At 68.4% G+C, this 24,791-nt stretch carries 22 protein-coding genes; 14 read left to right on the plus strand and 8 right to left on the minus strand.

What is annotated here, in order from left to right; genetic code table 11:
• Positions 1-8 precede the first annotated feature (8 nt).
• On the minus strand, positions 9-2,657 hold the full coding sequence (locus NV401_RS04500; protein ID WP_261293199.1) for a M1 family metallopeptidase: 2,649 nt from the start codon (positions 2,655-2,657) through the stop codon (positions 9-11).
• A gap of 179 nt (positions 2,658-2,836) precedes the next feature.
• On the opposite strand from NV401_RS04500, the gene NV401_RS04505 reads away from it, so the two are divergent.
• Both NV401_RS04505 and NV401_RS04510 read left to right on the plus strand, forming a co-directional pair.
• Positions 2,837-4,171: a chloride channel protein gene (locus tag NV401_RS04505; RefSeq protein WP_261293200.1), complete on the plus strand. Its 1,335-nt coding sequence runs from the start codon at positions 2,837-2,839 to the stop codon at positions 4,169-4,171.
• A gap of 14 nt (positions 4,172-4,185) precedes the next feature.
• Complete coding sequence (locus NV401_RS04510) at positions 4,186-5,670, plus strand: DUF389 domain-containing protein (RefSeq protein ID WP_261293201.1); 1,485 nt, start codon at positions 4,186-4,188, stop codon at positions 5,668-5,670.
• On the opposite strand, the gene NV401_RS04515 is transcribed toward NV401_RS04510, so the two are convergent.
• From NV401_RS04515 to NV401_RS04525, 3 genes are read right to left on the minus strand one after another with little or no spacing between them, the layout of a single operon-like run.
• A complete protein-coding gene (locus NV401_RS04515; protein ID WP_261293202.1) occupies positions 5,650-6,903 on the minus strand; it encodes a DUF2254 domain-containing protein in 1,254 nt (417 codons plus the stop codon). The two genes, NV401_RS04510 and NV401_RS04515, sit on opposite strands and share 21 nt — an antisense overlap.
• Positions 6,904-6,951: 48 nt before the next feature.
• Entirely contained in the window at positions 6,952-7,404 is a 453-nt protein-coding gene (locus NV401_RS04520) for a response regulator (protein WP_261293203.1), read from the minus strand.
• On the minus strand, positions 7,401-8,507 hold the full coding sequence (locus NV401_RS04525) for a histidine kinase dimerization/phosphoacceptor domain -containing protein (RefSeq protein WP_261293204.1): 1,107 nt from the start codon (positions 8,505-8,507) through the stop codon (positions 7,401-7,403). Before NV401_RS04525 ends, NV401_RS04520 begins: the two co-directional genes overlap by 4 nt.
• Positions 8,508-8,891: 384 nt before the next feature.
• On the opposite strand from NV401_RS04525, the gene NV401_RS04530 reads away from it, so the two are divergent.
• From NV401_RS04530 to NV401_RS04545, 4 genes are read left to right on the plus strand one after another with little or no spacing between them, the layout of a single operon-like run.
• Complete coding sequence (locus tag NV401_RS04530) at positions 8,892-9,152, plus strand: HU family DNA-binding protein (RefSeq protein WP_261293205.1); 261 nt, start codon at positions 8,892-8,894, stop codon at positions 9,150-9,152.
• Positions 9,153-9,188: 36 nt separating this feature from the next.
• Positions 9,189-10,229 (plus strand): iron-containing redox enzyme family protein, encoded by a 1,041-nt coding sequence (locus NV401_RS04535; RefSeq protein ID WP_261293206.1) that lies wholly within the window; start codon positions 9,189-9,191, stop codon positions 10,227-10,229.
• Positions 10,229-11,008, plus strand: a complete 780-nt coding sequence (locus tag NV401_RS04540; RefSeq protein ID WP_261293207.1) for a methyltransferase domain-containing protein — start codon at positions 10,229-10,231, stop codon at positions 11,006-11,008. The genes NV401_RS04535 and NV401_RS04540 overlap by 1 nt, the downstream gene beginning before the upstream one ends.
• Complete coding sequence (locus NV401_RS04545; protein ID WP_261293208.1) at positions 10,974-11,936, plus strand: class I SAM-dependent methyltransferase; 963 nt, start codon at positions 10,974-10,976, stop codon at positions 11,934-11,936. Before NV401_RS04540 ends, NV401_RS04545 begins: the two co-directional genes overlap by 35 nt.
• A gap of 9 nt (positions 11,937-11,945) precedes the next feature.
• Here the strand turns inward: NV401_RS04545 and NV401_RS04550 are convergent, their stop codons facing one another.
• Complete coding sequence (locus tag NV401_RS04550) at positions 11,946-12,278, minus strand: DHCW motif cupin fold protein (RefSeq protein WP_261293209.1); 333 nt, start codon at positions 12,276-12,278, stop codon at positions 11,946-11,948.
• Positions 12,279-12,546: 268 nt separating this feature from the next.
• On the opposite strand from NV401_RS04550, the gene NV401_RS04555 reads away from it, so the two are divergent.
• The 6 genes from NV401_RS04555 to NV401_RS04580 all read left to right on the plus strand — a co-directional run bounded on the left by NV401_RS04555 (position 12,547) and on the right by NV401_RS04580 (position 17,970).
• Positions 12,547-12,843, plus strand: coding sequence for a hypothetical protein (locus tag NV401_RS04555; RefSeq protein ID WP_261293210.1), 297 nt, complete (start codon positions 12,547-12,549; stop codon positions 12,841-12,843).
• Between the two features lie 70 nt (positions 12,844-12,913).
• A complete protein-coding gene (locus NV401_RS04560) occupies positions 12,914-13,834 on the plus strand; it encodes a DUF692 domain-containing protein (RefSeq protein ID WP_261293211.1) in 921 nt (306 codons plus the stop codon).
• Complete coding sequence (locus tag NV401_RS04565) at positions 13,831-14,706, plus strand: hypothetical protein (RefSeq protein ID WP_261293212.1); 876 nt, start codon at positions 13,831-13,833, stop codon at positions 14,704-14,706. The genes NV401_RS04560 and NV401_RS04565 overlap by 4 nt, the downstream gene beginning before the upstream one ends.
• A gap of 38 nt (positions 14,707-14,744) precedes the next feature.
• A complete protein-coding gene (locus tag NV401_RS04570) occupies positions 14,745-16,460 on the plus strand; it encodes a methyltransferase domain-containing protein (protein ID WP_261293213.1) in 1,716 nt (571 codons plus the stop codon).
• A 14-nt stretch (positions 16,461-16,474) separates the two neighbouring features.
• Positions 16,475-17,191: a radical SAM protein gene (locus tag NV401_RS04575; RefSeq protein WP_261293214.1), complete on the plus strand. Its 717-nt coding sequence runs from the start codon at positions 16,475-16,477 to the stop codon at positions 17,189-17,191.
• A gap of 14 nt (positions 17,192-17,205) precedes the next feature.
• Positions 17,206-17,970, plus strand: coding sequence for a hypothetical protein (locus NV401_RS04580; RefSeq protein ID WP_261293215.1), 765 nt, complete (start codon positions 17,206-17,208; stop codon positions 17,968-17,970).
• Here the strand turns inward: NV401_RS04580 and NV401_RS04585 are convergent.
• Positions 17,962-19,140: an alpha-hydroxy-acid oxidizing protein gene (locus tag NV401_RS04585; RefSeq protein WP_261293216.1), complete on the minus strand. Its 1,179-nt coding sequence runs from the start codon at positions 19,138-19,140 to the stop codon at positions 17,962-17,964. The genes NV401_RS04580 and NV401_RS04585 overlap by 9 nt on opposite strands.
• 194 nt (positions 19,141-19,334) lie before the next feature.
• Here NV401_RS04585 and NV401_RS04590 point away from each other — a divergent pair, with 194 nt between their 5' ends.
• Both NV401_RS04590 and NV401_RS04595 read left to right on the plus strand, forming a co-directional pair.
• A complete protein-coding gene (locus NV401_RS04590; protein ID WP_261293217.1) occupies positions 19,335-20,627 on the plus strand; it encodes a glycoside hydrolase family 130 protein in 1,293 nt (430 codons plus the stop codon).
• A gap of 70 nt (positions 20,628-20,697) precedes the next feature.
• Positions 20,698-21,909 carry a multidrug effflux MFS transporter gene (locus tag NV401_RS04595; protein WP_261293573.1) on the plus strand — a complete coding sequence of 404 codons (1,212 nt, stop codon included), beginning with the start codon at positions 20,698-20,700 and terminating at the stop codon, positions 21,907-21,909.
• Here NV401_RS04595 and NV401_RS04600 read toward each other — a convergent pair.
• Both NV401_RS04600 and NV401_RS04605 read right to left on the minus strand, forming a co-directional pair.
• Entirely contained in the window at positions 21,872-22,369 is a 498-nt protein-coding gene (locus NV401_RS04600) for a hypothetical protein (RefSeq protein ID WP_261293218.1), read from the minus strand. The two genes, NV401_RS04595 and NV401_RS04600, sit on opposite strands and share 38 nt — an antisense overlap.
• Before the next feature lie 17 nt (positions 22,370-22,386).
• Complete coding sequence (locus NV401_RS04605) at positions 22,387-24,771, minus strand: DUF3772 domain-containing protein (protein WP_261293219.1); 2,385 nt, start codon at positions 24,769-24,771, stop codon at positions 22,387-22,389.
• Positions 24,772-24,791: the final 20 nt, after the last annotated feature.

Below are 24,791 nucleotides of genomic sequence, written 5' to 3' on the forward strand. Positions count from 1 at the left end.
GCCGCCCGCTACCCCGTCGTGGTCACCGCCGCGGCAATCTCGGCTGCCTTTGCCGTCCTCAGCGCGCCGCACAGCCGGATCGATTCGATTGCGCGCTGATAGGCCAGCAGCCCGACATTCGCCTTGCGGACGGCGGGCCCGACCTTCGCATCGATGGCGGCGGCGCGATCGGCGCCGCATTGCGACGAGAATGCCGAGGGCAGCCGGCTGGTGATGAACACGCCGTTCGCGCCGGCGACCAGCCGGTCATAGTTGGCCAGCACCCAATCGGTGCCGAGTTCGCGTGTCTCGACCGAGCCGATCACGCCGAAGATCAGCCGCAGCCGATCGAAGCCGCGCAGCCGCTTGTCGTCCAGCGTCAGCAGATAGTTGGCGACATCGGCGCGGCCGCTCGACGCCGCTGCTGCCAGCGCGCTCGATCGCACGGTCGCGTCCTCGCTGGACAGCGCCCGCTCGACCAGCGTTTTGGCGACCGGCAGCCCGCCGTCCTGCGCCAGCACCGCCAGACCGTTGGCGAGGAACCCCGTGTCGAGCGCGGCGGCATCGCCGCCCAGGAAGCGCTTGGCCGCCTCCTTCAGTTTGGCGCGCACGGCGCCGTCATGGGCGTCGTCCGCAACCAGCCCGACAAGCTTGTGGCGCAGGTCCTGGCGCCCGGGATCGTCGCCGGCATGCGCGCCGACCGCCGGATCGAAGCCAAGTTTGGTCAGTTGCGGCGTGTAGATCGAGGCCATCAGCGTGCGGTACGCCGGCAGCGCGGCGGGCGCGATCAGGCCGCGCGACCGCCAGCCGGCGATCCGCTCGCCTGGATCGACGCTCGCGGCGGCATCCGGATTGGCCGCCATCGCGCGGGCCTCCGCGATCAGCCACGCCGCCGGCGCCTTTCCGGCCCGGAACGATGCCCACAGACTATCGGTGGTGGCGATCGCCTCGCCGGGCGAGAGCGTGCCCGCCGTCGCGATCAGCGCCTGCCAGTCGGCCGGCGAAAGATCGAAGCGGTAATAACCGGTGCCACCGACATTCGGCATCAGCACGCGGCCGTCGGGTACGGCCAATGACGCAGTCTTGGCATCGAGCAAGGTGCATTGCTTGCTGGTGTCGACACGGATGCACAGCGGGATCGTCCAGCGCAGCGGTGCCGGTGTCGAGCCGATAAAGGCGTAGCGCGCCTGGGTGGCCGTGAGCTTGCCGCCGTCACGGCGCAGGTCGATCACCGGCACGCCCTGCTGGTCGACGAAGCTCGTCAGCGCGGCGAGCACCTTGGGATCGTGCGCGGCATCGGCGATCGACTGGAAGAACTGCTCCGACGTGGCCGTGCCGTAAGCGTGGCGCCGCAGATGCAGGCGCACGCCCGCCTTGAACTTTTCGTCGCCGAGATAGGCGGCAAGCATCGCCACCACCTGGCCGCCCTTGCCATAGGTGATCGAATCGAAGGCGCCGTCGATCTGGCTGTTGTCCGTGATCGCCTGATGGATCGGGCGCCCCACCTCCAGCGCATCGGTGTTCATCGCGCCGAACCCCTCGGCGATCGCGCCGACGCCGATGCCGAGTTCGGGCCGCCATTCGTTGCCGATGCGATAGCCCATCCAGTTGGCGAAGCTCTCGTTGAGCCAGAGGTCGCTCCACCATGCCGGCGAGACGAGATCGCCGAACCATTGGTGTGCCAGTTCGTGGCTGACGACCATGCCGAACGTCTGCTTGTCGGCGGTGGTGGCGTGGCGATCAAGGAAGATGATACTATCGCCATAGGTGTCGGCGCCGGCATTCTCCATCGCGCCGGGCATGATCGGCGAGCCGATCTGGTCGAGCTTGGGGAACGGGAAGGGTTCGCCGAAATAGCGCTCGAGCAGGCCAACGATGCGCGGCGTTTCCGCCATCACATAGGACATCTTGTGCTTCTGCGCCTGGGTGGCGACGGCGCCCAGCGGCATGGGTTGCGCGCGCTCGGCCGTCGCGGGGATCATGCCCGATTGCTTGACGAACGGCCCGGTATCGATCGCGACGAGATAGGTCGGCAGAGGCTTGGTCGCGGCGAAGCGATGCGTCTCCAGGCCGTTGCCGGTCTTGGTAATGCCGGTTTCGGGGCTGTTGCTGATCACCGTCATGCCCGGGTGGGTCGTGACGGTCACGGTGAACGGCTGCTTGAACCCGGGCTCGTCGAACGAGGGGAAGGCCGCCCGCGCATCGATGCTTTCGAACTGGGTCCAGCTGTACCAGCGATCGGCGACCTTGACGTGGTACAGGCCCGACGCGTCGTCGCCGAACGTGCCGCGATAATCGAACACCAGAGTCGCCGCGCCCTTGGGCACGGCGCGGGCAAAGTCGAGCCGCGCGGTGCCGGTCGTGTCGACCTGGGTGAAGGTCGCGGGGATAATGGTCTTGCCGACCCGCGCGAAGACCTTGCTGACGGCGAGATCGCGGCCGTGAAGATAGAGTTTGGTCGTGCGGCCCTTGAGCACGACATCGATCTCGTCATGCCCGCTGAAGCCGTCGCTTTCGGGCAGGATCGTCAGGTCGAGGCGATAGGCCTTGGGCACGGCGGCATCGGGGAGCCGGCCCTTCGGCGCGTTCGCATCCGGCACCACGCCGGTGGTGGCCGACTGGCCGAACGCCGCCGTCGACAGCAGCGCGGCCAAGGTCAGCATGATTCCGTTGCGCACCGCGACTTCTCCTCGTTTCACCCGTGCCCGGCACGCTAGGTGCTCGCGATACTGACGGCAAGCGGGGCGGGGAAGCGCCCGCTCGCGTAGCGCGCGCGGGGCGCCGGACCCGGTGGAATGGATCGCAACCGACCGCCGCAGGGGGTAGCCTAACCGGCTGCCGGACCTAAAAGAGCGCCATGGCTGGCCTATTCCATCGCCTTCTCCCCGCGAAACGCTGGACGCCGTCGCGCTATCGGGCGTTGTTGCGCGCACGCGGACCGCGATCGACGCAGTTCCGCACGCGCGTCGCGATCCTCGCCGGTGCGATCCTGGTGGGCATCGTCGCCACCCTGTTTGCGCAGGCGGCCGACTGGGCGGCGGGGGTTTTCGCCCGGTTTGCGGCGACCTGGCACTGGGTGCCGCTGGTCACGACACCGCTGACCTTCATGCTGCTGGTCTGGATCACCCGCCGTTACGCGCCGCTCGCACGGGGATCCGGCATTCCCCAGGTCATCGCCGCGCAGGCCAATCCGAACGACGCCACCACGACGCTGATCTCGATCCGCACGGTGGCGGCCAAGGCGGTGCTGACGATCGGCGCGGTGCTGGGTGGCGCTTCGGTCGGACGCGAGGGGCCGACCGTGCAGCTGGCGGCGGCGGTGATGGGGTTCACGCATCGCCTGGTCCGCGTGCCGCTGCGTGGCGGCGTGCTGATCGCCGGCGGCGCGGCGGGCGTCGCTGCGGCGTTCAACACGCCGCTTGCCGGGTTGCTGTTCGCGATCGAGGAACTGGCCTCGGCCTATGAGCAGCGCGTGACGCTGCTCGTGCTCGCGGCGATCGTCATCGCCGGGATGGTCGCCCAGTCGGTGCAGGGCGACTATATATATTTCGGCGCGATCGGCGCGCATCTGCCGCTATTGTCCGCGCTGCTCGTCGCGCCGGTCGCGGGGATCTTCGGCGGCATGACCGGCGGGCTGTTCTCGCGGATCCTGTTGGGCATGGCGGTCAGCCGCAACCGCCTGACGGGCTGGACGCGCGCACATCCGGTTGCGTTCGCCGGCATCTGCGGCAGCGTCGTCGCGCTACTCGGCGTCGTGACCGGGCTGACCTGGGGCACCGGCTATGCCTCGGCGCGGGCGATGATCGTCGGCGTCGATGCGCCGTTATGGTTCGGGCCGGCCAAGCTGATCGCGACCGCGGCCACCGCGATCGCCGGCCTGCCCGGCGGGATCTTCGCGCCGTCGCTCGCGGTGGGCGCCGGCGTCGGCAATCTGCTGCGCGAGATCTTCCCCGGGGAGCCGGCCAGCGCGATCGTGATCCTCGGCATGGTCGGCTATTTCGCCGGCGTCGTCCGGGCGCCGCTGACCGCGGTCATCATCCTTTCCGAGACGACCGCCAGCCGCGGCCTGATGCTGCCGATGTTCGCCACCGCCTTCATCGCCGATGCCGCCAGCCAGTGGGTATGCCGCGAAAAGCTGTACCACGGCCTGTCCAAGACCTTCGCCATGACGGAGACGAGCCGATCCACCTGAACCTAGCCCAATTCGTGGCGCTCCCGCGGACGTGGGTGGCCAAGGCGACCGACGGCGTCGATCATGACGGCGTCCTGCGACAGATCACCGCGGAATCGGGCTGGTCGGGGCGCTATGCCTTCCTGATCGTCATTTCCGCCGCGATTTCGCTGCTCGGGCTGCTGATGCCCTCGGTCGCGGTGTTGATCGGCGCGATGCTGCTGTCGCCGCTGATGATGCCGATCATCGGCCTGGGCTTCGGCATCGCCACGCTCGATTTCCACGAGATACGCCGCGCCGCGACGGCGCTGATCCTGGGGGCGGCGGTGGCGGTGGCGCTGTCCGTCGTGCTGATCCTGCTGTCGCCGGTCCAGACGATCACGAGCGAGATCGCCGGGCGGACGCAGCCGACCTTGTTCGACCTGCTCGTCGCGCTGCTTTCGGCGATCGCCGGCGGCTATGCGCTGATCCGCGGGCGCGGGGGCACGGTGGTCGGCGTGGCGATCGCCATCGCCCTGATGCCGCCGCTGGTCGTCGTCGGCTTCGGCATCGCGACGTGGAGCTGGGTGGTCTTCTCCGGCGCGTTGCTGCTGTTCCTGACCAATGCCATCACCATCGCGCTGACCGCGGCGCTGGTCGCGCGCTGTTACGGCTTCGGCAGCCATCTTTCGCCGCATCATACCGGCTGGCAGCTCGTTTTGTTCGCGGTCGCGATCGGGCTGCTGTCGATCCCGCTTGGTGCCGGCCTGCGGCAGATCGCTTTCGAGGCGGTCGCGCAGCGACAGGTGCGCGATGCGCTGGGCGAGGATTTCCCCCCCGGCGCGCGGCTCAGCCAGGTCGAGATCGACCACGGCGCCAATCCGGTGCGGGTGCGCGCGGTGATGCTCACGCCGCGGATCGAGCCCGGCGCCGACCGCAAGCTGGCGGCCGACCTGCGCCAGCGGCTCGCCCGGCCGGTCGACGTGCACGTCGATCAGGTGCGCATCTCGCCCGAAACCGGCGCGGTGGAGGCGGCGCAGATCGCGCGCGCCGGCAATGGCGACGCCTTGCGCGCGGCGCGCGAGCGGGACCGTGCGGTCGCCGACGTCGCGCTGATCGCGGGCATTGCCGTCTCGTCGGTACAAGTGGACGCGGGCGCGCGAACGATCCGCGCCGCGGCGGCACCGCTGACCGGTCTCGGCATCGCCGGCTATCGCGATCTGGAACGGCGCGCCGACGCCGCGGTCGCGGACTGGCATGTCGTGCTCGATCCGCCGAACGACATCGCCCTGCCGGACGTCGCGATCCGCTCGGGCGTGATCGACGATCAGGCGCTCGGCGAGGCGGCCTGGGCATCGGCCCGGCTGGCGCGGCGGCTCGACGTGCTGGGCGGAAGCCTGCGGCAGCGCACCGCCGTCGCGCAGGGAATCGTCGCGCGGGGCGGCGGTGCAGAACCCGGCCGCGCGGGGGGGCGGCTGCGCCTCGCCTGGTCGGCCGATCCCGCGCCGTCGGCGCCCGGATCAGACCAGCGCCGGCCATAAGCGCGCATAGGCGCGCTCGAAGGTGGCGAGATCGGCAGGATCTTCCATCGTCGCGGCGACGCGCGCGGCGTGCCGCGCCGCCCAATGGTCGATCGGCGCGCGCATCGACGGCAGGTTGGCGTGCATCGCCGCCAGCGTCGCGGTCAGGCGCAGCGACACTTCGACCTCCTTGCCGCCTTCGCGCAGGATGGGTGCGAAGGCATCGGCCAGCATGTCCTCGATCGACGGCCGGCCGATATGGACGCGCTGCCGGTCGGTATCGTCAGCCCGCTCGGTCGCGGGCGGCGCGCCGAGCGTCAGGAACACGCGCAGCAGCGCATTGAGCACTTCGATCCCGGTGCCCGGATCGTTGGTCGCGGGCGCCAGCGCACGACTGGCGATCTCGGACAGGGCGATCAGGCCGAGGCGCGGATCCTGATCGAAGCTGCGATGCCGTTCGATCGTGAATGCCTTGATCAGCGCTGCGCGCGTCGCGTCGTCGACCTCCGCGTCGACATGCATCAGCGCGCGTGCGGGATGGACCATCGTCCCGGGCAGGACGGCGACGTGGACCGACAGAGCATGTCGCTCGGCGATCGCGGCCAGCGCGGCGACGTCGATATGCGTGACATAGCCGGTCCTGGTGCCGGCGATCGCGACGGCCCCCGGCGGTACGGCGATCGCCGCTTGCCCGCCGAGATGCGGCGTGGCGGCAAAGTCCGCCATGGCGCGGGTGGCGGCTTCCTCGACCCGGTCGATGACATCGGCCATCCGCCCGAACGCCGTGATATGGCCGATCCAGCGGAGCAGCGTGCCGACCACCAGCATGATGACGACGACGGTGGCGGCGAACAGGATGATGCGGCCGTCATGCCCGTAAGCACTCGTGTTCAGCCCGACGATCCCGACCATCGAGAAGACGAACGCGCCGAGGAACGTCGACAAGGCGTTCTGCGACGTGGGATCGCTGACCATCAGCTGCGTCGCGCGCGGCGTGGCGAGCTGCGTTGCCGACGAATAGGCGCTGACCATCGCGGTGAGGGAGAAGGTCGTCACCGCCAGCATGCTGGACGCCATGATCTGGAGAATGGTGCCGACCGACCGCTGGCCGATGTCCACGTCGAACGTGTAGGGCAAATACGGCGTGATCAGCGCGGCGAGGATCGCCAGCGCCACGCTCAGCAGGCTGATCACGCCGGCGCGGAACCAGATCTGCCGGATGATCCGATGGAGCATCCACGTCCATCGTTTCATGTCACGGTCCCTCGACAGCGATAAGCAACCGATGGCCGATATCGTCCATCACCCGGCCGCCTTGGCCCATCGCGGTTCGAGATTGGGCGAGGCGATCAGGCTGGCCGGTCGCGGAATGCTGGGTGGCGGGTCGAACATGCCGTTGGCCAGATAGTTGATCGCGTTGACCACGCCGGCATGTGAGAACGGCTTGGCGATCACGCCGTGCGCGCCGGAAAAATCCGCCGGTATTTTCGATACGTTGGCCGTGACGAAGACGATCAGCGCGTCGGGCCAATGCGTGCGTATGTAGCGGCAGACATCCAGGCCGTTCGAATCGTGCGCCAGATGGATGTCGACAAAAGCGAGCTGGGGATTCAAGCTGTCCGGCAGCGCCTCGACCTCCTGCAGGCTCGCGGCCTCGGCCAGCACGCGATGGCCGCTATCCTCGACCATCGCCTCGATATCCATCGCCAGGAGCATCTCGTCCTCGACGATCAGGACGTTCATCGTGTTGGTCATGATCCCGCTTCGGTCTGAGGAAACGTGATCGTCACACAGGTGCCGGGCGCATTGTCGCTCCAGGTCGCCGCCGCACGCGCCTGGCGTGCCAGCCGCGTGATCAGCGACGTGCCGATGCTTCGGGTGCGCCGGGCCGATGGCATGCCCGGGCCGTCATCGCAGATGCGGATCGTGCCGTGATCGTTCCCCCCTTCGACCGCGAGGCTGAGCGTGCCCGAGCGTCCGTCGGCAAAGGCGTGCTTGACGGCATTGGTGAGGATTTCGTTGAGGATCAGGCCGAGCGCCGATGCATTGGCTGCGTCCACGAACAGCGGTTGTGCCCGCACATCCAGCATGATGTCGCTGCGGCCGCTCGACCCGACGACGTCCGACGCCAGGCTTTGGGCAAAGCTGCCGATATCGAACCGGGCAATATCCGACGATTGGTATAGCTGGCGGTGGACGACGGCGAGCGCATCGACGCGTTCCAGCATGGAATCGAGCTTGGCGGCCACGGACGGATCGTCGATCGTGCGGACCTGCAGGCGCAGCAGCGATCCGATCATCGTCAGGTTGTTCTTAACGCGGTGATCCACCTCGTGCAGCAGGATGGTCTTGGCATCGAGCGCCGCGCGCAGATCGGCGGTGCGCCGTTCGACCTCGCGTTCGACCAGCACCTTCTGATCGTTGATGATGTTCTGCGCCTCGACCCGATCGCTGACGTCGAGCTGCGAGGCGAAAAAGAAGCGGATCACGCCGTCCTTGTCCCGCACCGGGGACATGTAGAGCGCATTCCAGAACGTCGTGCCGTCCTTGCGATAGTTGAGCAGGTCGACATCGACGTCATGGCCAGCCGCGATCGCCTCGCGCACCTGCGTCACCGTCGCCGGATCGGTATCCGGGCCCTGCAGGAAACGGCAATTGCGACCGACAATCTCGTCGCGCGTATAACCGGTCAGATCCTGGAACGCGACGTTGCAGAAGACGATCGGATTGTCGTCCCGCGCCGGGTCGGTGATGACCATCGGCATGCGGGTGGCACGGACGGCGGCGGCGAACGGATCGCCGCGCCCATGTTCATATTCGAGAGCGTCGGTAAGATGCCAATCGTCGCGTTGCTTCAATGCTGCCTCCGGCGAAAGCCGGTAGGCTCCACGGCAAGAGGAACGTCGGTATAATGAATCCGTTCCTTGCCGGCAGCCGCCGCTGCGCGCCCGCGATCGGCGTCATTGCGGGGGGCGGCGCAGGGGCGATGCCTGATATGGCGGCTAGTCTCCGCGGCGCGTCATAGGGCCAAGTGTCGGCGTGGCGGCTAAGCCTGGCAAAGAACAGTTTGGTGAAAGTCTCTGTCTACCGGTGCAATAAAAAGTCCATAGTCGACTATTCGTTCGCCGGATCAAGAGTGCGCGTAATGACGACAGGATGCAATTTGTGAACGGCGGAACATCGCTCTTTTCCCATTGTGCAACCAGTTCGGACGTTGATTGCCGTTATCATATCAGAGGGTGATGGTAAGCCGTGCTCTATCTGATCATGAGGTCGTCGATTTATTGCAATCGGCCGGTGGAGAGCAGGAGGGCACGATGCAGAAGAAAGATCTTGTCGCTGCGACGGCAAAGCATGGGCTCGACCAGGCGCATGCCGAAAAGGCCGTAGATGCCGTTTTCGCCGCATTGCGCGCAGCGCCGACTGGGGTGCTGGTGTTTCGCGAGGTGGAAGGGCGCTCGGTGCCGGTCGACAAGCGGCGGACGATCTTCATGTGCGGCTAAGCGGCGCATTCACGATGCACGGCCGAGGAGACGGGCATGGCAACAATTGTCGATCCGCCGGGCAGGACGGCGGGCGTGGGGGGCGGCACGTTCGATCGCCCCGTCTTGCGGGAAAATCTCTGGCAGGTGACGGACGGCGCGCCGACCGCGTTCGTCGAGACGGTAGATGGATGTTTCGAAGTGGCGACCGCGCAGGCGCTCGCCTTTCTGCGCATCCGCCCGCATTGCACGCCGCATAACGACATTGCCGAGATTGCCGTACGCAGCGGCGCCGCGGTGACGGAGGTGGCCGCCATGCTGGCCGCGCTCGACGGGATCGGGCTGATCGCGGATCGCACGGCACCCGGGCCCGCGCCGGATAACGTGGCGGTGCTCGATCGGCTCGAGCGGCTGATTGCCTTATGGGCGGGCGAACTCGCGCGCGACTTCATTGGCAACGCGCTTGCCGAGGAAGCGCTGCCGCGCGCCGTGCTGGTCGGCTGGTTGCTCGAAACCTATCATTACGTACGTGATTTCCCCGAAGCGATCGCGGTCGCGGCGCATGCCGCGCCGGAAGGTGCGCTCAAAAGCCTGCTCGCGCGCTATGCCGCGGAGGAGCGCGGGCACGAGCGCTTCGTGCTCGCGGCGCTGGGCAATCTCGGTCTGTCGCCGGCGGAAGTCACCGCGAGCCGGCCGCTGGTGGCGACACGGCTGATCGGCCTGCTGATGCGCGAACTGTTCGAAGCGGCACCGGCAGCGGCGCTGCTGATGGCGGCCATGGTCGAGGCCCAGGACGTGCCCGAGGCGGAGATCCAGGCCTTCCAGGCCGAGGTCGAGGCGCGCTACGCACTGCCGCTGGCCGCGCTTGCGCCCTATTTCGAGCATCAGGCGATCGATGCGCAGCTCGGCCATCAGCGGCTGTTCGCGGATCATCGCGCACTGATCGACACCGGCGACGCGGCGGCGCTCGACTGGATGGTCGACAAGCTCCACGACCTCAAGCACGCCTTCGATCTGCAGACGATCGAGATAAAACGCTATTATGGCGGCCTCGGCGCCTATGTGCCGCGCCAGCCGATGCGGCTGGCGGCGCTGTAATGGCGACGCAGGCAGCCGATCCGGCGCTGTGCGGCGACGATATCGCGATGCCGCCGGCACGCTGGAACTTCGGCGGCAAGGTGCCGGGCAAGTTCGTCGCGCATGCCCGGCGCTCGATCCCCTATTATGACGATAGCCACGAACTGATCGCCCGGATCAGCGATCACTTCGTCTCGGCGGGCTCGACCTGCTACGATCTCGGATCATCGACCGGGCACTTGCTGCGCCTGCTCGCCGCACGGCATCCGCCGAGCGTGCGCTGGATTGGCATCGACTGCGAACCCGCGATGGTGCGTGAGGCGGAAGCGACGACAGCGAATGCGACAGCAGACGGCGGCGATGTGCGCGTGCGCCTGGCCGGCCGCGATGCGCCGGGCGGTATTATCTTCGTCGAAGGCGACATCGCCGACCATGGCTATGAGCCGGCCGACCTGATCATCGCCTATTACACGCTGCAGTTCATCCCACCGCGGCAGCGCCAGGCGCTGGTCGATCGGCTCTATGCCAGCCTCAACTGGGGCGGGGCCCTGCTGCTGTTCGAAAAGGTCCGCGGCCCCGACGCGCGCTTTCAGGATATCGCCAGCGCGCTCTACACCGAGCTGAAGCTCGACCACGGCTATTCGGCCGAGGAGATCCTCGCCAAGAGCCGCAGCCTCAAGGGCGTGCTCGAGCCCTTCTCGACCGCGGGCAATCTCGCGCTGCTGCACCGCGCCGGCTTTGTCGACGTGATGACCGTGTTCAAATATGTCTGTTTCGAAGGTTTCCTGGCGATCCGCTGAGCCGGCCGCGCTGCTCGATCTTGCCGCCTATCAGCGCCTGATCGGGCTCGATGGGTTCGCGCCGCTGCCCGGCGTGCCCGATTGCGAGCTGTGCGGCGCGGCGGAGGCCGTGGCGGTGCGCGATACGGTGCGTGTCAGCAAGGCGGTGACGGCGCGCCTTGCGACGCGGTGCTGCCGCTGTTGCGGGTTGCTGTTCCAGTCGCCGCGCTTCGAGCCAGCATTCTACGCGGCCTATTATGCGCAGACCTATCGCCATCTGGTCGGGTGGGGCGCAGCGCCCGACCCGGCCTATGTCGCCGACCAGATCGCGCGCGGCGCGGCCTTGCGCCGCTATTTGGCGCCGTGGCTGCCACGCGCCGGTCGGTTGCTCGATATCGGCTGCGGGGCGGGTGGCATGATGGTCGATTTCCGTGACCATGGCTGGGCGGTGCGCGGGATCGAGCCCGACCGCGCCGCGGCCGCGCATGCCGCGACGGCGCTGCGGCTCGACGTGATCGCGTGCGACGCCGAGGTCGCGGAATTGCCGCCGGCCGCGTTCGACCTGATCGTGATCGCCGGCTCGCTCGAACATGTCGCCGCGCCGACGCCGGTGCTGGCGCGCTGCCACGATGCCACCGCGCCCGGCGGGTTGCTGCTGCTCGAAGCACATGGCCTGGGCCAGGCGGCCTGTCTCGGCGCGATCGGGCACAATCATCGGCGCCTGTTCACCGGCACCACGTTCCGGCTCCTGATGCTGCGGCACGGCTGGGATCCGCTATGGGTCACCGATCGGCCGATCTGCGGGCCGACTCGCCCGGGCAGCGTCTTCGCGCTTGGTCGCAAGGCGGTGGCGGCGGCGCCAGGAGTGCTGGACGCGACGATCGCACGCGGGCTGCGCGACACGCTGCAGGAGACGCGCGCACGACTGGACCGGCTCGGCATCGGTTAGCGCGGCGCGCTAATCGACGATGAACAGCGAGGCGCCTTCCGCCGACGCCGAGCGATGCGCGGCATCACCGAAATCGGACACCTGATAACTCATACCCGGCGTCAGCCGAAAACGCCGGCCGTCGCGCAGCTCGGTCTCGAGCACGCCGCCGAGCACGAGCAGGATATGCCCGCGATCGCACCAGTGATCGGCCAGATAGCCCGGGCTGTATTCGACCATGCGGATGCGCACGTCGCCGAGCATCAGCGTGCGCCACGTGGCGTGTCCGGTTTCGCCGGGATGGTGCGTGGGTGTCAGCGCCGCCCAATCGGTGACGGTGAGCGGCATTTGCGCGAGCTTCATTACGCTCTCCTTGGGCAGGCCGGCGCCGATCCATAATGGCTACGGCACATGCCATGTAGAGCGATAATGGATCAAACTGATTTTGACTAAAACTGTCCATTTTCTATTCTACGTGTACCAAGGCTCGTTGAGCATATCGCTGGCGTTGGCAGAACATGTTCTATGTTCCATTGTCTATTGGTAGCGGGGCGCAACGAGATTGGTCGGGGGCGATTGCCGGATGGGTCCGCCGATCGCCGGAATTACTGTATTTTGGGAGATCAGTGCCATGACCGGGGATGTAAAGCCGCTCTCAGTGCATGCCGCCGCGGCCGATGCCGCCGCGAAATGCGCTGCCAATGCCGCGCAATGCGCCGCCAATGCTGCGCGCTGTGCGGCCACCGCGGCGAAATGCGCCGCCACCGCAGCCGCCGCCAAATGCGCCGCGACCGCGGCGAGATGCGCGGCGACCGCCGCCAAATGCGCGGCGACGGCGGCGCGCTGCGCCGCGGCACCGCGCTGTGCTGTCGATCCGCGCTGTGCGGTGGATCCGCGCTGCGCGCCGGATCCGAAGTGCGCGCAATAGGCCGCAGCGCGGAAGGCTGACGCCGCGCGCCGATTGGTGTGCGGCGGATCGGGAAGGAGGAGGAGGGGCGATGAGCGTGCCGCGCCTGGGTGTTGGGCTGCAATTCAATCCGGAGCTCGTCGGCTGGTTCCCCTTCCTCGCGCAGCCGCTCGACGCGGTCGAGATCCTGTTCGATGCGGTGATGGCGCCGCTCGACGGGCCGGGCCTGCTGTCGCCGCGCGCCACCGCCTTGCTCGGCCCGGTCGCGGCGCAATTTCCGCTGACCGGCCATTCCAATTACGGTGGCGATTTCGGCTTCGCGCCGCTCGACGGCACCGCCGCGGTCCGCCGTCACGTACCGCTGGCCCGCGCCATCGGCGTGCCCTGGGTGTCGAACCATTGCTTCTACAGCGATGCCTCCTGGTCCGATGTGTGGAGCAGCCCGGTGCAATTTTCCGAGGCCGAAGCGGTGCGGCTGGCGGGCCGCGCGCGGGCGCTACAGGATCTGTACGGCGTGCCGCTCGGGCATGAGAATGCGGCCTATTACCGCACCTGCCCGGGCAGCGACATGACCGAGCAGGCGTTCCTCGCCCGGCTGGTCGAGTTGTCCGGTACCTATCTCCATCTCGATCTGCACAATCTCTACGCCAATGCGCTCAATCACGGCCGCGCCGGCTATTCGGTCGAACGCTTCCTCGACGGCATTCCGCTCGATCGGGTGATCTCGATTCATATGGCGGGCGGGCGCTGGATCGAGCAGCAATATCACGATCTGCACGATACGGCGGTGCCCGATCCGGTGTGGGACCTGCTCGACGAGGTACTCGCCCGCAGCCGCCCGGGGGCGGTGATCCTGGAATATGAGACGACGGCGTTGCGCGCGGGCGATGAGGCGCTCGATCCGCTGCGTACGACCGAGCTGATCCTTGCCGATCTCGATCGCGCCCGCGCCACCTGGGATCGCGCCTATGGCCCGTACAGCCGCCGCACCACGCTGCGCGAGGCGGCATGAACGCGCGGCAGGTCTGGCACACCTGGCGGCGTATATTGGCCGACGACGATCTTGTCGCGCATGTCAGCGACCTGGCCGCGCAACCCGCTGGAGCGCGCGCGGCGCTGGCGCCCCCTGCGCAAGCGATCCTCGACGATTATGCCGGCACGCCGCTGGCCACCGCGACGAACATCGGCATGTACCGACGCGGCCTGACGCGTAACGCGCTCGGCACGCTCAGCCTCGTGCCGCTCACCCGGCACCTGCTGTTCATGACCGATCTGGATATCGACACGGTTGCCGAACGCTTCGTCGCGACGAGCGGCTATCGCGATTTCGGGCCCAATTTCTGGGAATCTTCTGGGGCATTCGTCGCTTTCCTCGCGACCTTGCCGGAATTTGCGCACCCGGCATGGCAGGATGCGACGGCGCTCGATGCCGCGACCGTGGCACTGGCGCGGCGCCTCGGCCGTAATGCGCCCCCTAATTGGCCTGGCGATCGTGCCGCACCGTCAGCGGTGACGGCGGCGACCCAGATCGCGGCCAATCCCGCCGCCGCGATCGTCGCGTCGCGGCACGATCTGAGCGGCTGGATCAAACATCCGCAGGATTTCGACCCTGGCAATCTGCCGCCCGCGGAGCCGAGCTTCTGGCTGGTCTATTTTGCGACCGCCGAATCGACGCCGGCCTATGTGCAACTGTCCGAACGCGCGGCGCAGCTGATGACGCTGCTCGCCACGCCGTGCCGCGCGTCCGATGCGGCGGCGGCGCTGGGCGTGCCGATCGCGCAAGTGCTCGACATCGTCGCGGCGCTGTCGGAGCTCGGCATGGTCGGCGTCGCGGACGAGCCGGTGCGGTCTGCGATGCCGGCCGATGCGCCGCTGCTGGCATGAGCGGCTTCGCGCCCGTTGCGACGTGCGCGCGACCTAGCGTGCCTGTCGTCGATCCGGGGGGCGTGCTGCTCGATCCGGCGGTCGAACTGCTCGACAGCGTAGTCGCCGGCTATCGCCTGATGGTGCATGACGAGCTCGAAACGGCGCTGGCGATCCCGCCCGGCGAGGGCCTGCTCGATCTGGTCGCCGACCTCACCGCCGGGCCGGTGGCGCGTGCGACCCTGTACGCGCGCTATGCCGATCCCGCGCTGGTCGACCGGGTCGTCGACGGCCTGATCGACGCCGGCTTCGCGGCTGCGGGCGATGCGCCGCTAGCGTCACGCGCGTGGCAGGAAAAGCGCCGCGTCGCACGTGCACGGCACGACGCCGCGCGGCGCCGCCTCGTCACGATCGATCTCGATGCAGCGCGGGCGGATCAGGCCATTGATGCCCTCGGCGGCGAGCCGATTCCGCCAGAGCTGGTGTTGCGGTGCGCGCGGCTTGCCGATCACGCCGATCGGATTGCGCGGCTGGCGGCGCGGCGCCGGGCGGGCCAAGTGCGGCTGTACGACAGCACGATCCGGACCCGCGACCTCAGGGATGCGGCGTCTTCAAGCTATGCCATCCTGGCGCTCGGCGCGGCGGTGGTGGTGGAGGACGTGGCTTGGCCGGCGCCTGCCGCGGCGATACCGGGGCTAGCGGATCTGACCGGCCGGTGCATTGCGGTGCACGTGGCGATGGCGCCGGGCAGCGACCTGCGCGAGACGATGGACCGGGCCGGCGCCTGGGCGTCGGCGGCGGGCATTTCGGGGCTGCGCCTGCGGCTCGATCTGGCCACGTTCTGGCCAACCGGCGGGGCGTCGGATGCCGATTTCGCCGCGCTCTTCGCCGATCTGGAAGCGCTCGAAGCCTGCGTCGGCGACGTGCTCATAGAAAATCTGCCGAGCGACGAGATGTTGCTCGGTGCCGCCCCGGCTCCCCCGCGCGGCGCGGAAAGCGACCTGCTCCGCCGCTTCCGCCGCGCCTATCTGCGCTGGCGCATTCCCTATCTCAAGGCCTGTGAGGGCGACAATCTGTGGAGCCAGATCCCCGAGGTGGAAGACAAATTGGTGCGGCTGGAGGATGATCTGCTGCCCAATCATCCGGAATTGCTTGGCCTTGGGCGGGGCAGCCGGGTGGTGGATGTGTGCGGTGGGCTTGGTCGTGTCGCGCGGCGCCTGTCGGCGTTGGTCGGGCCCGAAGGATTGATCGTCTCGATCGAGATGCTGCGGCTGCTGAGCGCACGCGCCCGCGATTTCGCGACCGCGCGCGGCTTCACCAATCTGAGCTTCCGTCCCGGGCTCGCGCAGCGGCTGCCGCTGCCCGATGGGGCGATGGACGCGGCGGTCAACGAATGGACCGGTGCGATCTGGGAATTGGGCATCGGCCCGGCGATGCTGACCGAAATGGCGCGCGTCGTCCGGCCGGGCGGGCGGATCGCGGTGACGCATCGGCTCGTCCGCCTGCCATTGGCGCGGCTGGCCGAGCCGTGGGTGCAATATGACGCCATCGATGCGTGGATTCGCGCCGCCTTTGCCGCCGCCGATCTGCCGATCGTGGCCGAGCGCATCTGGGGCCAGATCGCCCCCAGCCTGATCGGCGAGACGGCGACATTGTGGCGCAAGCAATATGTCCGCAGCGTCGTCGATCCCTATGCCTTCACCTATGACAGCGAGGTCAATGCGGGGCGCAACGCCGACGTCTTCATCACCTTCATCGCGGAAAAGCCGCTGTAGCCCGGGGGGAAGTCATGGAGCCGCAATCCGCCGCGTTCGATCGCGCCCGCACCACGCTGCATTCCCTGGGCTTTCCCGCTATCGCGCCGCGCCTGCACGCAGCGGGCATCGGGATCGACCGAGCGGTATTGGGCGGCTCGCACTCGGTCGCGGTCTATCCGCCGATCGATTCGCTGACCTTGCTCGATCCGGCACGTGCCGTCGCCGGGCTCGATTTCGGTACCGAGACCAGCCTGTATGTCCATATTCCCTTCTGCGAAACGCGCTGCACCTTCTGCCACTATGCGGTGCAGCATTATAAAGGTCGCCAGCCGGCCGGCGCGGCAAATCCCGCGGTGCACCGTTATATCGAGGCGCTGAAGCGCGAACTCGGCCTCTGGGCGGCGCGGCTTGGCGATACGACGATTAGCTCGATCTATATCGGCGGGGGCACGCCGCTGGTGCTCGAGGCGGCGGAGCTGCGCGATATCCTGACGACGATCCGTGGCGCATGCCGCGTCGCGCGCGATGCGGAAGTGTGCGTCGAGGGCAGTCCGCTGACCATCACCGCCGATGGTGGACGCGACAAGCTGCAGCGGCTGCGCGCCGATGGCGTCACGCGGCTGAGCTTCGGGGTGCAGTCGTTCAACGACGAGGTGCTGCGCTATGCGGCGCGTGGCTACAAGCGCGACGTGCCGATCCGCGCTGCCGAGATTGCCGCCGCGCTGTTCGACAATTGGAACTGGATCTGATCCAGGGCCTTTACATGGGATCGCCGGACGAGGTGTGGGACAATCTCGCGGTGATCGGCGCGCTTCGGCCGGCCCATCTCACCTGGTATCATGGCCGCTTCGCCGATCGGCCGCAGGGGGCATGGTACAAGTCGGCGGCGCGCCACGACCGGTTCGAGGATGAAGACGAGACGGTGCTCGGCCGCATGCTGATCTGGCAGGGGATGGCCGCGCTCGGCTATGCGCGCAGCGACGGCAACCGCTTCGTGCGCGACCGCCGGCATGTCGATGGGTTCAAGCGCGTGCGCACCTCGCTGGCGACCAATCTGCTCGGCATCGGCACCTCGGCCTATTCGCATGTCACAGCGCGCACGCCCGGCGATGCGATCTTCGGGCGGATCTTCCGCAACGATGCGTCGATCCAAGGCTATGAAGCACGCATCGCGGCGGGCGCGCTGCCGATCGCCACCGGGCGCGCGATCGATGCCGAGGAACTGCTCGCCATGTCCTACGCCACCGGGCTGCGGCAGGGGCGGGTGGCGACCGCCGCGCTCGCGGCGGCGGGCCGGCGTTGCCCGGCGCTCGCCGCGGACTATGCCCGGCGCGCGCAGGACCTGCTCGATCTCGGCGTGCTCGAGCGCGGCGCGGGGGCAGGCGGCGCGCTGCATTTGTCCGATCTGGGGCGCCTGTTCGAGGACGAAGTGCTGGCGCTGTTCTTCAGCCCGACGGTCAAACGCGTGCTGGCCGAGCGGGAGCGCGGCGCCGCGACGGCGGCGCTCCCCGCCGTGGCGCTAGCCTGAGATCCGATCGCCGCGTACCGCGCCCGCCGCACGCACCGCGGCGAGCGTCGGCCAGCCGTTGACCGCCATCAGCAGATCCGCCTCCGCCAGGAGGCAGCGCAGCACATGCGCGCAGCCGTCCGCGCCGCCCAGCGCCAGGCCATAGCTGTACGGCCGGCCGACCCCGACCAGATCGGCGCCCAGCGCCACCGCCTTGATCACGTCGCTGCCCGATCGCACGCCGCTGTCGAACAGCACGGGGACCCGCCCGTCGACCGCCGCCGCCACACCCGGCAGCATGTCGATCGCGGCCAGGCCGCCATTGGCCTGGCGCCCGCCATGGTTGGACACGTAGATTCCGTCGGCGCCGGCATCGATCGCGCGTCGCGCGTCATCCGGGTGGCAGATGCCCTTAAGCACGATGGGTAGCGTGGTCAGCGAGCGCAGCCAGGCCATGTCGTCCCAGGTCAGTACCTTCCCGAACATCGCCGCCCAGGCGCCCACTGCGGTGCGCGGATCCTCCTCCGGCGGCGCCGCGAGCCGGCTGCGGAAGGCCGGATCAGTAAAGTAATTGTGCAGCACATGGCCGCGCAGCTGCGGAAAGTTGGCGACGTTCAGATCGCGCGGCCGCCAGCCGGTCACCCAGGTGTCGAGCGTCACGACGATCGCCTTGTAGCCGGCGGCTTCGGCGCGCGACACGAGGCTTGCCGCGACCTCCGGATCGCGCGGCGTGTAGAGCTGGAACAGCGCGGGCGTGGTGCCGCAGGTGGCATGCACCTCCTCCAGGCGATCATTGGCGAGCGTCGAGGCGGTCAGCGGCACGCCGGTCGCGGCACTGGCCTGCGCCGCCGCCAGATCGCCATGCCCGTCCTGCGTGCACATGCCGGTAACGCCGATCGGCGCCATGAACAGCGGGCTGCCGAGATCCATGCCGAACGCGTGGGTCGACAGGTCGCGCCGCGCGCAATCGACCATCATCCGCGGCACCATGCCCCAATGGTTGAACGCGCGGGCATTTTCGTCCTGCGTGAATTCGTCGCCGCATCCGCCCTGCACATAGCCGAGCACGCCCGGCGGCATGGCCCGTTCGGCGCGCGCCTTGAGCGTCGCGTAATCGACCGGCCAGGTCGGCTGGACGCCCGACAGGCCCGCCATATAGATCACATTCTGATAGTCGCCGAACTGCGTCATCGCGCGCTCTCCTTGCAGCAACGGCTTGTTCCGCCGTGATTCTGCCGATCGGTATAGCGTCCGGCGGCGGTGCGTACACCGTATCTGGCGGCATCCTGCGGCGCGGTGCCAGGGATACAAATCGCTCCTCCATCGCTGTGGGAGGGCGCCGTCCCGCGCGCCGTCTTCGATCAGTTCGAGAAAGTGCCCCGTCCATGCAAGCTGCCGACGTCTTCACCAAGCTCGATATCGAGCTGAAGCCCGACCCTTCGCGCACCGTGATCCGCCCGTTCAGCTTCGACTATCCGGAGGCGTTCCGCGCCGATCGGCCGAGCCGGGCGAAAATGGTCCTGCAACGCGTCCAGGCGCTCGACCCGGCGCTGCGCACGCGCATGCTCGCGCTGCTCGAAGTGCCGATGCAGGAGCGGCATCGCAACAGCGACCAGGTGTTCCTGCGGCGCTTCGAGGAGATGCGCGAGACGCTTGGCGATCCGGCCGTCGATCGCACCGCGCAACTGCTGCTCGGCGCCTATTTCAGCCAGGAATATGCGTTCGAATCCGCCGCTTTGTTCAATCCCAGCATCGTGCGGCTGCCCGATGCCGCGCCGACCGATGCGGGCGCGGTGCGCTTCCTGCTCTCGCTGCGCGGGATCGGCGAGGGGCATATCTCGTCCGTCACGCTGCGCACCGGCACCTGGGGGCCGGACGACCAGCTGGTCGTCGATCCGCCCAGCCTGCACGGCGTGCCGCCACGGATCGAGCGCGATATCGATGGCTGGGTGCGCCTGTTGTGCGAGGATAGCGAGGACGTGTCCGAAACGGTGATCTTCCCGGTGCTGCCGAGCCAGCGCCAGGGCGTCGAGGATTTGCGCCTGGTCAATTTTACCGACCATGACGGCGTCGAGAGCGTGATCGGCACCTATACCGCGTTCGATGGCAAGACAGCGCGGCAGGAACTGCTCCGCGGCATCGACATGCGCACGTTCGAGATGCGGCCGCTGACCGGTGCGATGGCCGGATACAAGGGCATGGCGCTGTTCCCGCGGCGCATCGACGGCCAGTTCGTCATGCTCGGGCGGCAGGATAGCGAGAATATTTGGCTGCTGCGCTCCGACGATCTCTATTCGTGGGAGGAGAGCGAAGCGCAGGTCATCATGACGCCGAAATATCCGTGGGAATTCGTGCAGCTGGGCAATTGCGGCTCGCCGATCGAGATCGACGAGGGCTGGCTGGTGTTCACGCACGGCGTGGGCATGGTGCGCGGCTATTGTATCGGCGCGTGCCTGCTCGACAAGCAGGATCCCAGCCGCGTGCTGGCGCGCACCCCATCGCCGCTGCTGTTTCCCAGCAACGAGCAGCGCGGCGGTTACGTCCCCAATGTCACCTATAGCTGTGGCGGCCTGCTGCGCGGGCGGCGGGTGCTGCTGCCCTATGCAATCGGCGACGAATATAGCGCGTTCGCTGTCGCCGATGTCGATGACCTGCTGTCGGTCATGGCACCGGCATGACGCTGCAGTGGCGGTCCCGATGGCACCCGATTAGAGCGGCACGATGAAGCAGGAAATCCAGCCCGCGGGCATGAAGCGGCGCGAATTCGTGGCGTTCGTCGCGGCGGTGATGGCGGTCAACGCGCTGGGCGTCGATCTGATGCTGCCGGCACTGGCCGAGATGGGCCGCGACCTCGCGATCGCCACCGCCAATCACCGGCAATGGATCATCACCGCCTATATGGTCGGTTTCGGCACCGGGCAGCTGGTCTATGGCCCGCTTGCCGATCGCTACGGACGCAAGCCGATCCTCGTCGTCACGCTGATCGGCTTCGTCGCGGCGAGCATCTTCGCCGCCGGATCGCCGACGTTCGAGGCGATGCTCGGCGCGCGCGTGCTGCAGGGGCTGATGTCCGCCTCGACGCGCGTGCTGGCGGTGGCGATCGTGCGTGACGGCCAGTCCGGGCGGCAGATGGCGCGCACGCTGTCACTGGCGCAGATGATCTTCTTCCTCGTGCCGATCCTGGCCCCCAGCCTCGGGCAATTGCTGCTCGGGATCGGCCCGTGGCGCTTCATCTTCTACGCGCTGGCCGGCTTCGCCGCGCTGATCCTGTGCTGGACGACGCTGCGTCTGTCGGAAACGCTGCCGGAGTCGCGCCGCGTGCCGCTGTCGATCGCGTCGCTGTGCCAGGGTTACCGGCTGACGCTGACCAACCGTTTCTCGCTCGGCTACGCCATCGCTGCCTCGATGACGTTCGGCGGGATCATCGCCTTCGTATCGTCGGCGCAACAGATCTTCGTCGAGGAATTCCATGCCGGCGAGCGCTTCACGCTGCTGTTCGCCCTGTGTGCGTTCGCCATGGGCTGTGCCTCGTTCGCCAACAGTCGGCTGGTCGAGCGGCTCGGCACGCGGCTGATCTCGCAATCCGCGCTGATCGGGCTGATCGTGCTGTCCTGCGCGCATCTCGTGGTGATCGGCAGCGGCGCCGAATCGCTGTGGACCTATATTCCGTTCCAGGCGCTGAGCATGACCTGCATCGGCCTGTGCGGCTCCAATTTCGGCGCGATGGCGATGGAGCCGGTCGGGCATATCGCCGGCACTGCTTCGTCGATCCAGGGCTTCATCACCAGCATCGGTGCGGTGCTGGTCGGTTCGGCGATCGGGCAATCCTATAACGGCACGACCTGGCCGCTGGCGATCGGTTATCTGGGTATCGGGCTGGCGGTGCTCGCGATCGTCTATGTCGTCGAAGGGGGCAAGCTGTTCACGCCCCAGGCCGCCCCCGTGCCGCCGGCGCGCTGAGCTGCGGCGCGGGCTCGGCAAACTCGGGAAACAGCTGCTCGATCGCCGCCTGCAGGTCGCTCGATCCCTCGCGCAGGCCGAACTGGTCGAGCAATCGGGTGACCAGCTGCGCGCGGTGGCGGCCGATGCCGGGCATCGTCTCGAGCCCGCGAAACCCTGGCTCGGCGATCCGATCGGCGACATCGCCGAGCGTGCGCAGGCCCGCCGCCGTCAATGTCCGACGCAAGCCGGCGGGCAGGGCGGACTGGCTCACCGGCAGGTCGCGATCGGTCGCCTGCGGCTTGGCGGAGCGCAGCCGGGTGCGCGACGCCTTCTCGCGTTTGAGCGTGCGCCGCACCAGGCTCAGCTGGCCGGAGGTGATGCCGAGCCGTCGCCCGATCTCGCGATAGGGCGTACCCGCAGCGCGCATCGTGCGCGCCTGCTCGAGATTGAGTGCGGCCTGTTCTACCTTGCTCAGCATGGGGCGGCAGGCATCGTTTAGGGGGCCGTGCGCGAGGCGTCGGGCACGACGGCGGGCGGCAATGCGTCCGCCGGCACCGTGCCGAGCGCGATGCGCTCGTCGCGGAAGCGCGTCAGTAAGGTCATCAGGATGTTGCTGCGCGCCTTGTACACGTCGCGCGGGGAGGCGACATGCGCCAGGCAGTTGAACAGCACGCGGCCGTCGCTCAGCCCGTCGATGAACACGGCCGGCGCCGGCTCGTCGAGGATCGCGCGTTCCTCGGCGATCGCGTCGAGCACGATGCGCCGCACGCGCTGCGGATCGGTCAGCAGCGGCACCGAGAACTGGATCTGGATGCGCCCGAGATTGCCGCCCAGCGTCTTGTTGAGAACGGTCTTGGTGATCAGTTCGGAATTGGGCACGATCAGTGTCGAATGGTCGGCCAGCTCGATCTCGGTCGAGCGCACGCTGATCCGCTTGACGTCGCCCTCGTCGGTACCGACGCGGATCAGGTCGCCGATCTTGATCGGCCGCTCGGCGAGCAGGATCAGCCCGGAGACGAAATTCTGCGTGATCGCCTGCAGGCCGAAACCGATCCCGACCGACAGCGCCGACAGCAGCAGCGCGATGCGCTCGACGCCAATACCGAGCGAGGCGAGCGCCCAGATCGCCGCCAGCGCCACGCCGACATAGCGCGCGATCAGGCTGACCGAGTTGCGCCCCGATCCGTCGAGATCGGTGGCCGGCAGATAGCGGCCCTCGAGCCAGCCCATGAAGGCACGCACAAGACCCAGGCCGACAACCAGGATGACGATCCCGCGCAGGATCGTGCCCGGCGAGATCGCCACGCCGCCGATGTCGATGCCCTGCGCCAGCGTGCCGAGCCGGCCGAAGAGCGTGCCGATCGTGCCGCCGGTGCCGAACGGCGTCATCCACAGGCCAAGCGCGATGACCACCAGCACGATGCGCAGCGCGCCCGACAGCAGCAGGCCGAACTGCTCCACCGCGCTGCCACGGATGCCCAGCGCGCGCGTCATCACCAGGCCGAGCGTGCTGGTACGGGCGAACACCGTGGTGGCGATGTCGTCGGCGGCGGCCATCAGCAGGTATAGCGCCGACCCCAGCACCGTCGTCCAGGCAATGAATTGCGCGACGAACAGCGTGAAGCCGATATAGCCGATCAGCAGGCCGGCCACCGCCGCGAGCAGCAGCAGCCACAGCAGCAGCGTGACGATGCCGAGCCCGGCGCTGGTCGATTGGCTGCCGGCATCGTCCTCGCCGGCGCGTTCGGCGCGCAACCGGCCGAGCACGAGCAGGAACGCGCCGATCAGCAGCAGGTGCAGCACCGCCTCGATCGCGTCGGTCGCGACCACCGCGGCGCGGCTGGCGCCGACCAGTGTGTTGAAGCTGGTTAGCAGGATGGTCCCCGCCGAGACCGCGGCGAGCAGCCAGGACAGGGGGCGCAGCCGGCCCGCGGTCGCATCGTCGATCGGCGCGATGCGCCACGAGCCCTGGCCGCGCATCAGCACCGCGCCGGTGATCGCCGCGGTGAAGCCGGCAAAGCCGGCGGCGACGATCCCCGCATCGAGCAGCCCGCTCCAGCGTTCCGGCAGCAGCTCGGCCCAGCGCAGCCCCTGCACCAGCGCGACCGCGGCGAGGATCGGGGCCAGCGTGCCGACCGCGACGCGCCACAGCGCATTGGCGGAGCGGCGCAGGCGATGCCCGGGCGCGCCTTCGATCAGATATCGCAGCCCGAGCCGCCGCGCGAACACCCGGCCGGGGAACAGGATGGCCAGCGCCAGCAGCGCGCCGAGCAGCGCCTGCCACGGCAGGCTGCCGCGCCAGTGCGCCTCGATCTGCGCCGCACCCTCGGCACCGAACATGCGGATCCGGCGCAGGTCGCGCGGCGCCGCGGCGAGCACCGCGCGCCAGAAGGCCGGGGTGAGCGGCGAGGCGACGCGCGTCGCGATCGTCTGGCTGAATTCCTCCACCTGGCTGCGGTCGATCTCGGCAACGAGTTGCTGGCCCTCGACCCCGGCGAGCCGACCACGCTTGATCGCGGCATCGATCGCGCTGGCCTGCTGCGTCAGGCTGGTGCGCTGCGCGCGGATCACCGCATCCTCCGGCGTGCCCGCAGTCACCGGGCCGAGCCCGGTGAGCCGCGCCTGGACCAGCGCCTGCTGCTCCTCCAATTGCCGGACCGCGTCGGCCGTCGCCTGCTGCGCCGCCGTCGCCTTGGCGCGCAGCAGCTTCTGCGCGGCGGCATCCCGCCGCTCGTCCAGCGCCCGGTCGACCGCCCGGATGTCCGTCTCGGCCTGCTGCAGCTGCGCCGATATCTTGGTGAGCGGGGTGGCTTGCGCCAGCGCCGCGCCCGCCAGCACGAGCAAGGCGAGCGCCAGGATCAATCTATACACGCGGTTCATCTGCAGGACGTCGACTTTCG

This window comes from Sphingomonas hylomeconis (genome assembly GCF_025370105.1).
Classification (GTDB): domain Bacteria; phylum Pseudomonadota; class Alphaproteobacteria; order Sphingomonadales; family Sphingomonadaceae; genus Sphingomonas; species Sphingomonas hylomeconis.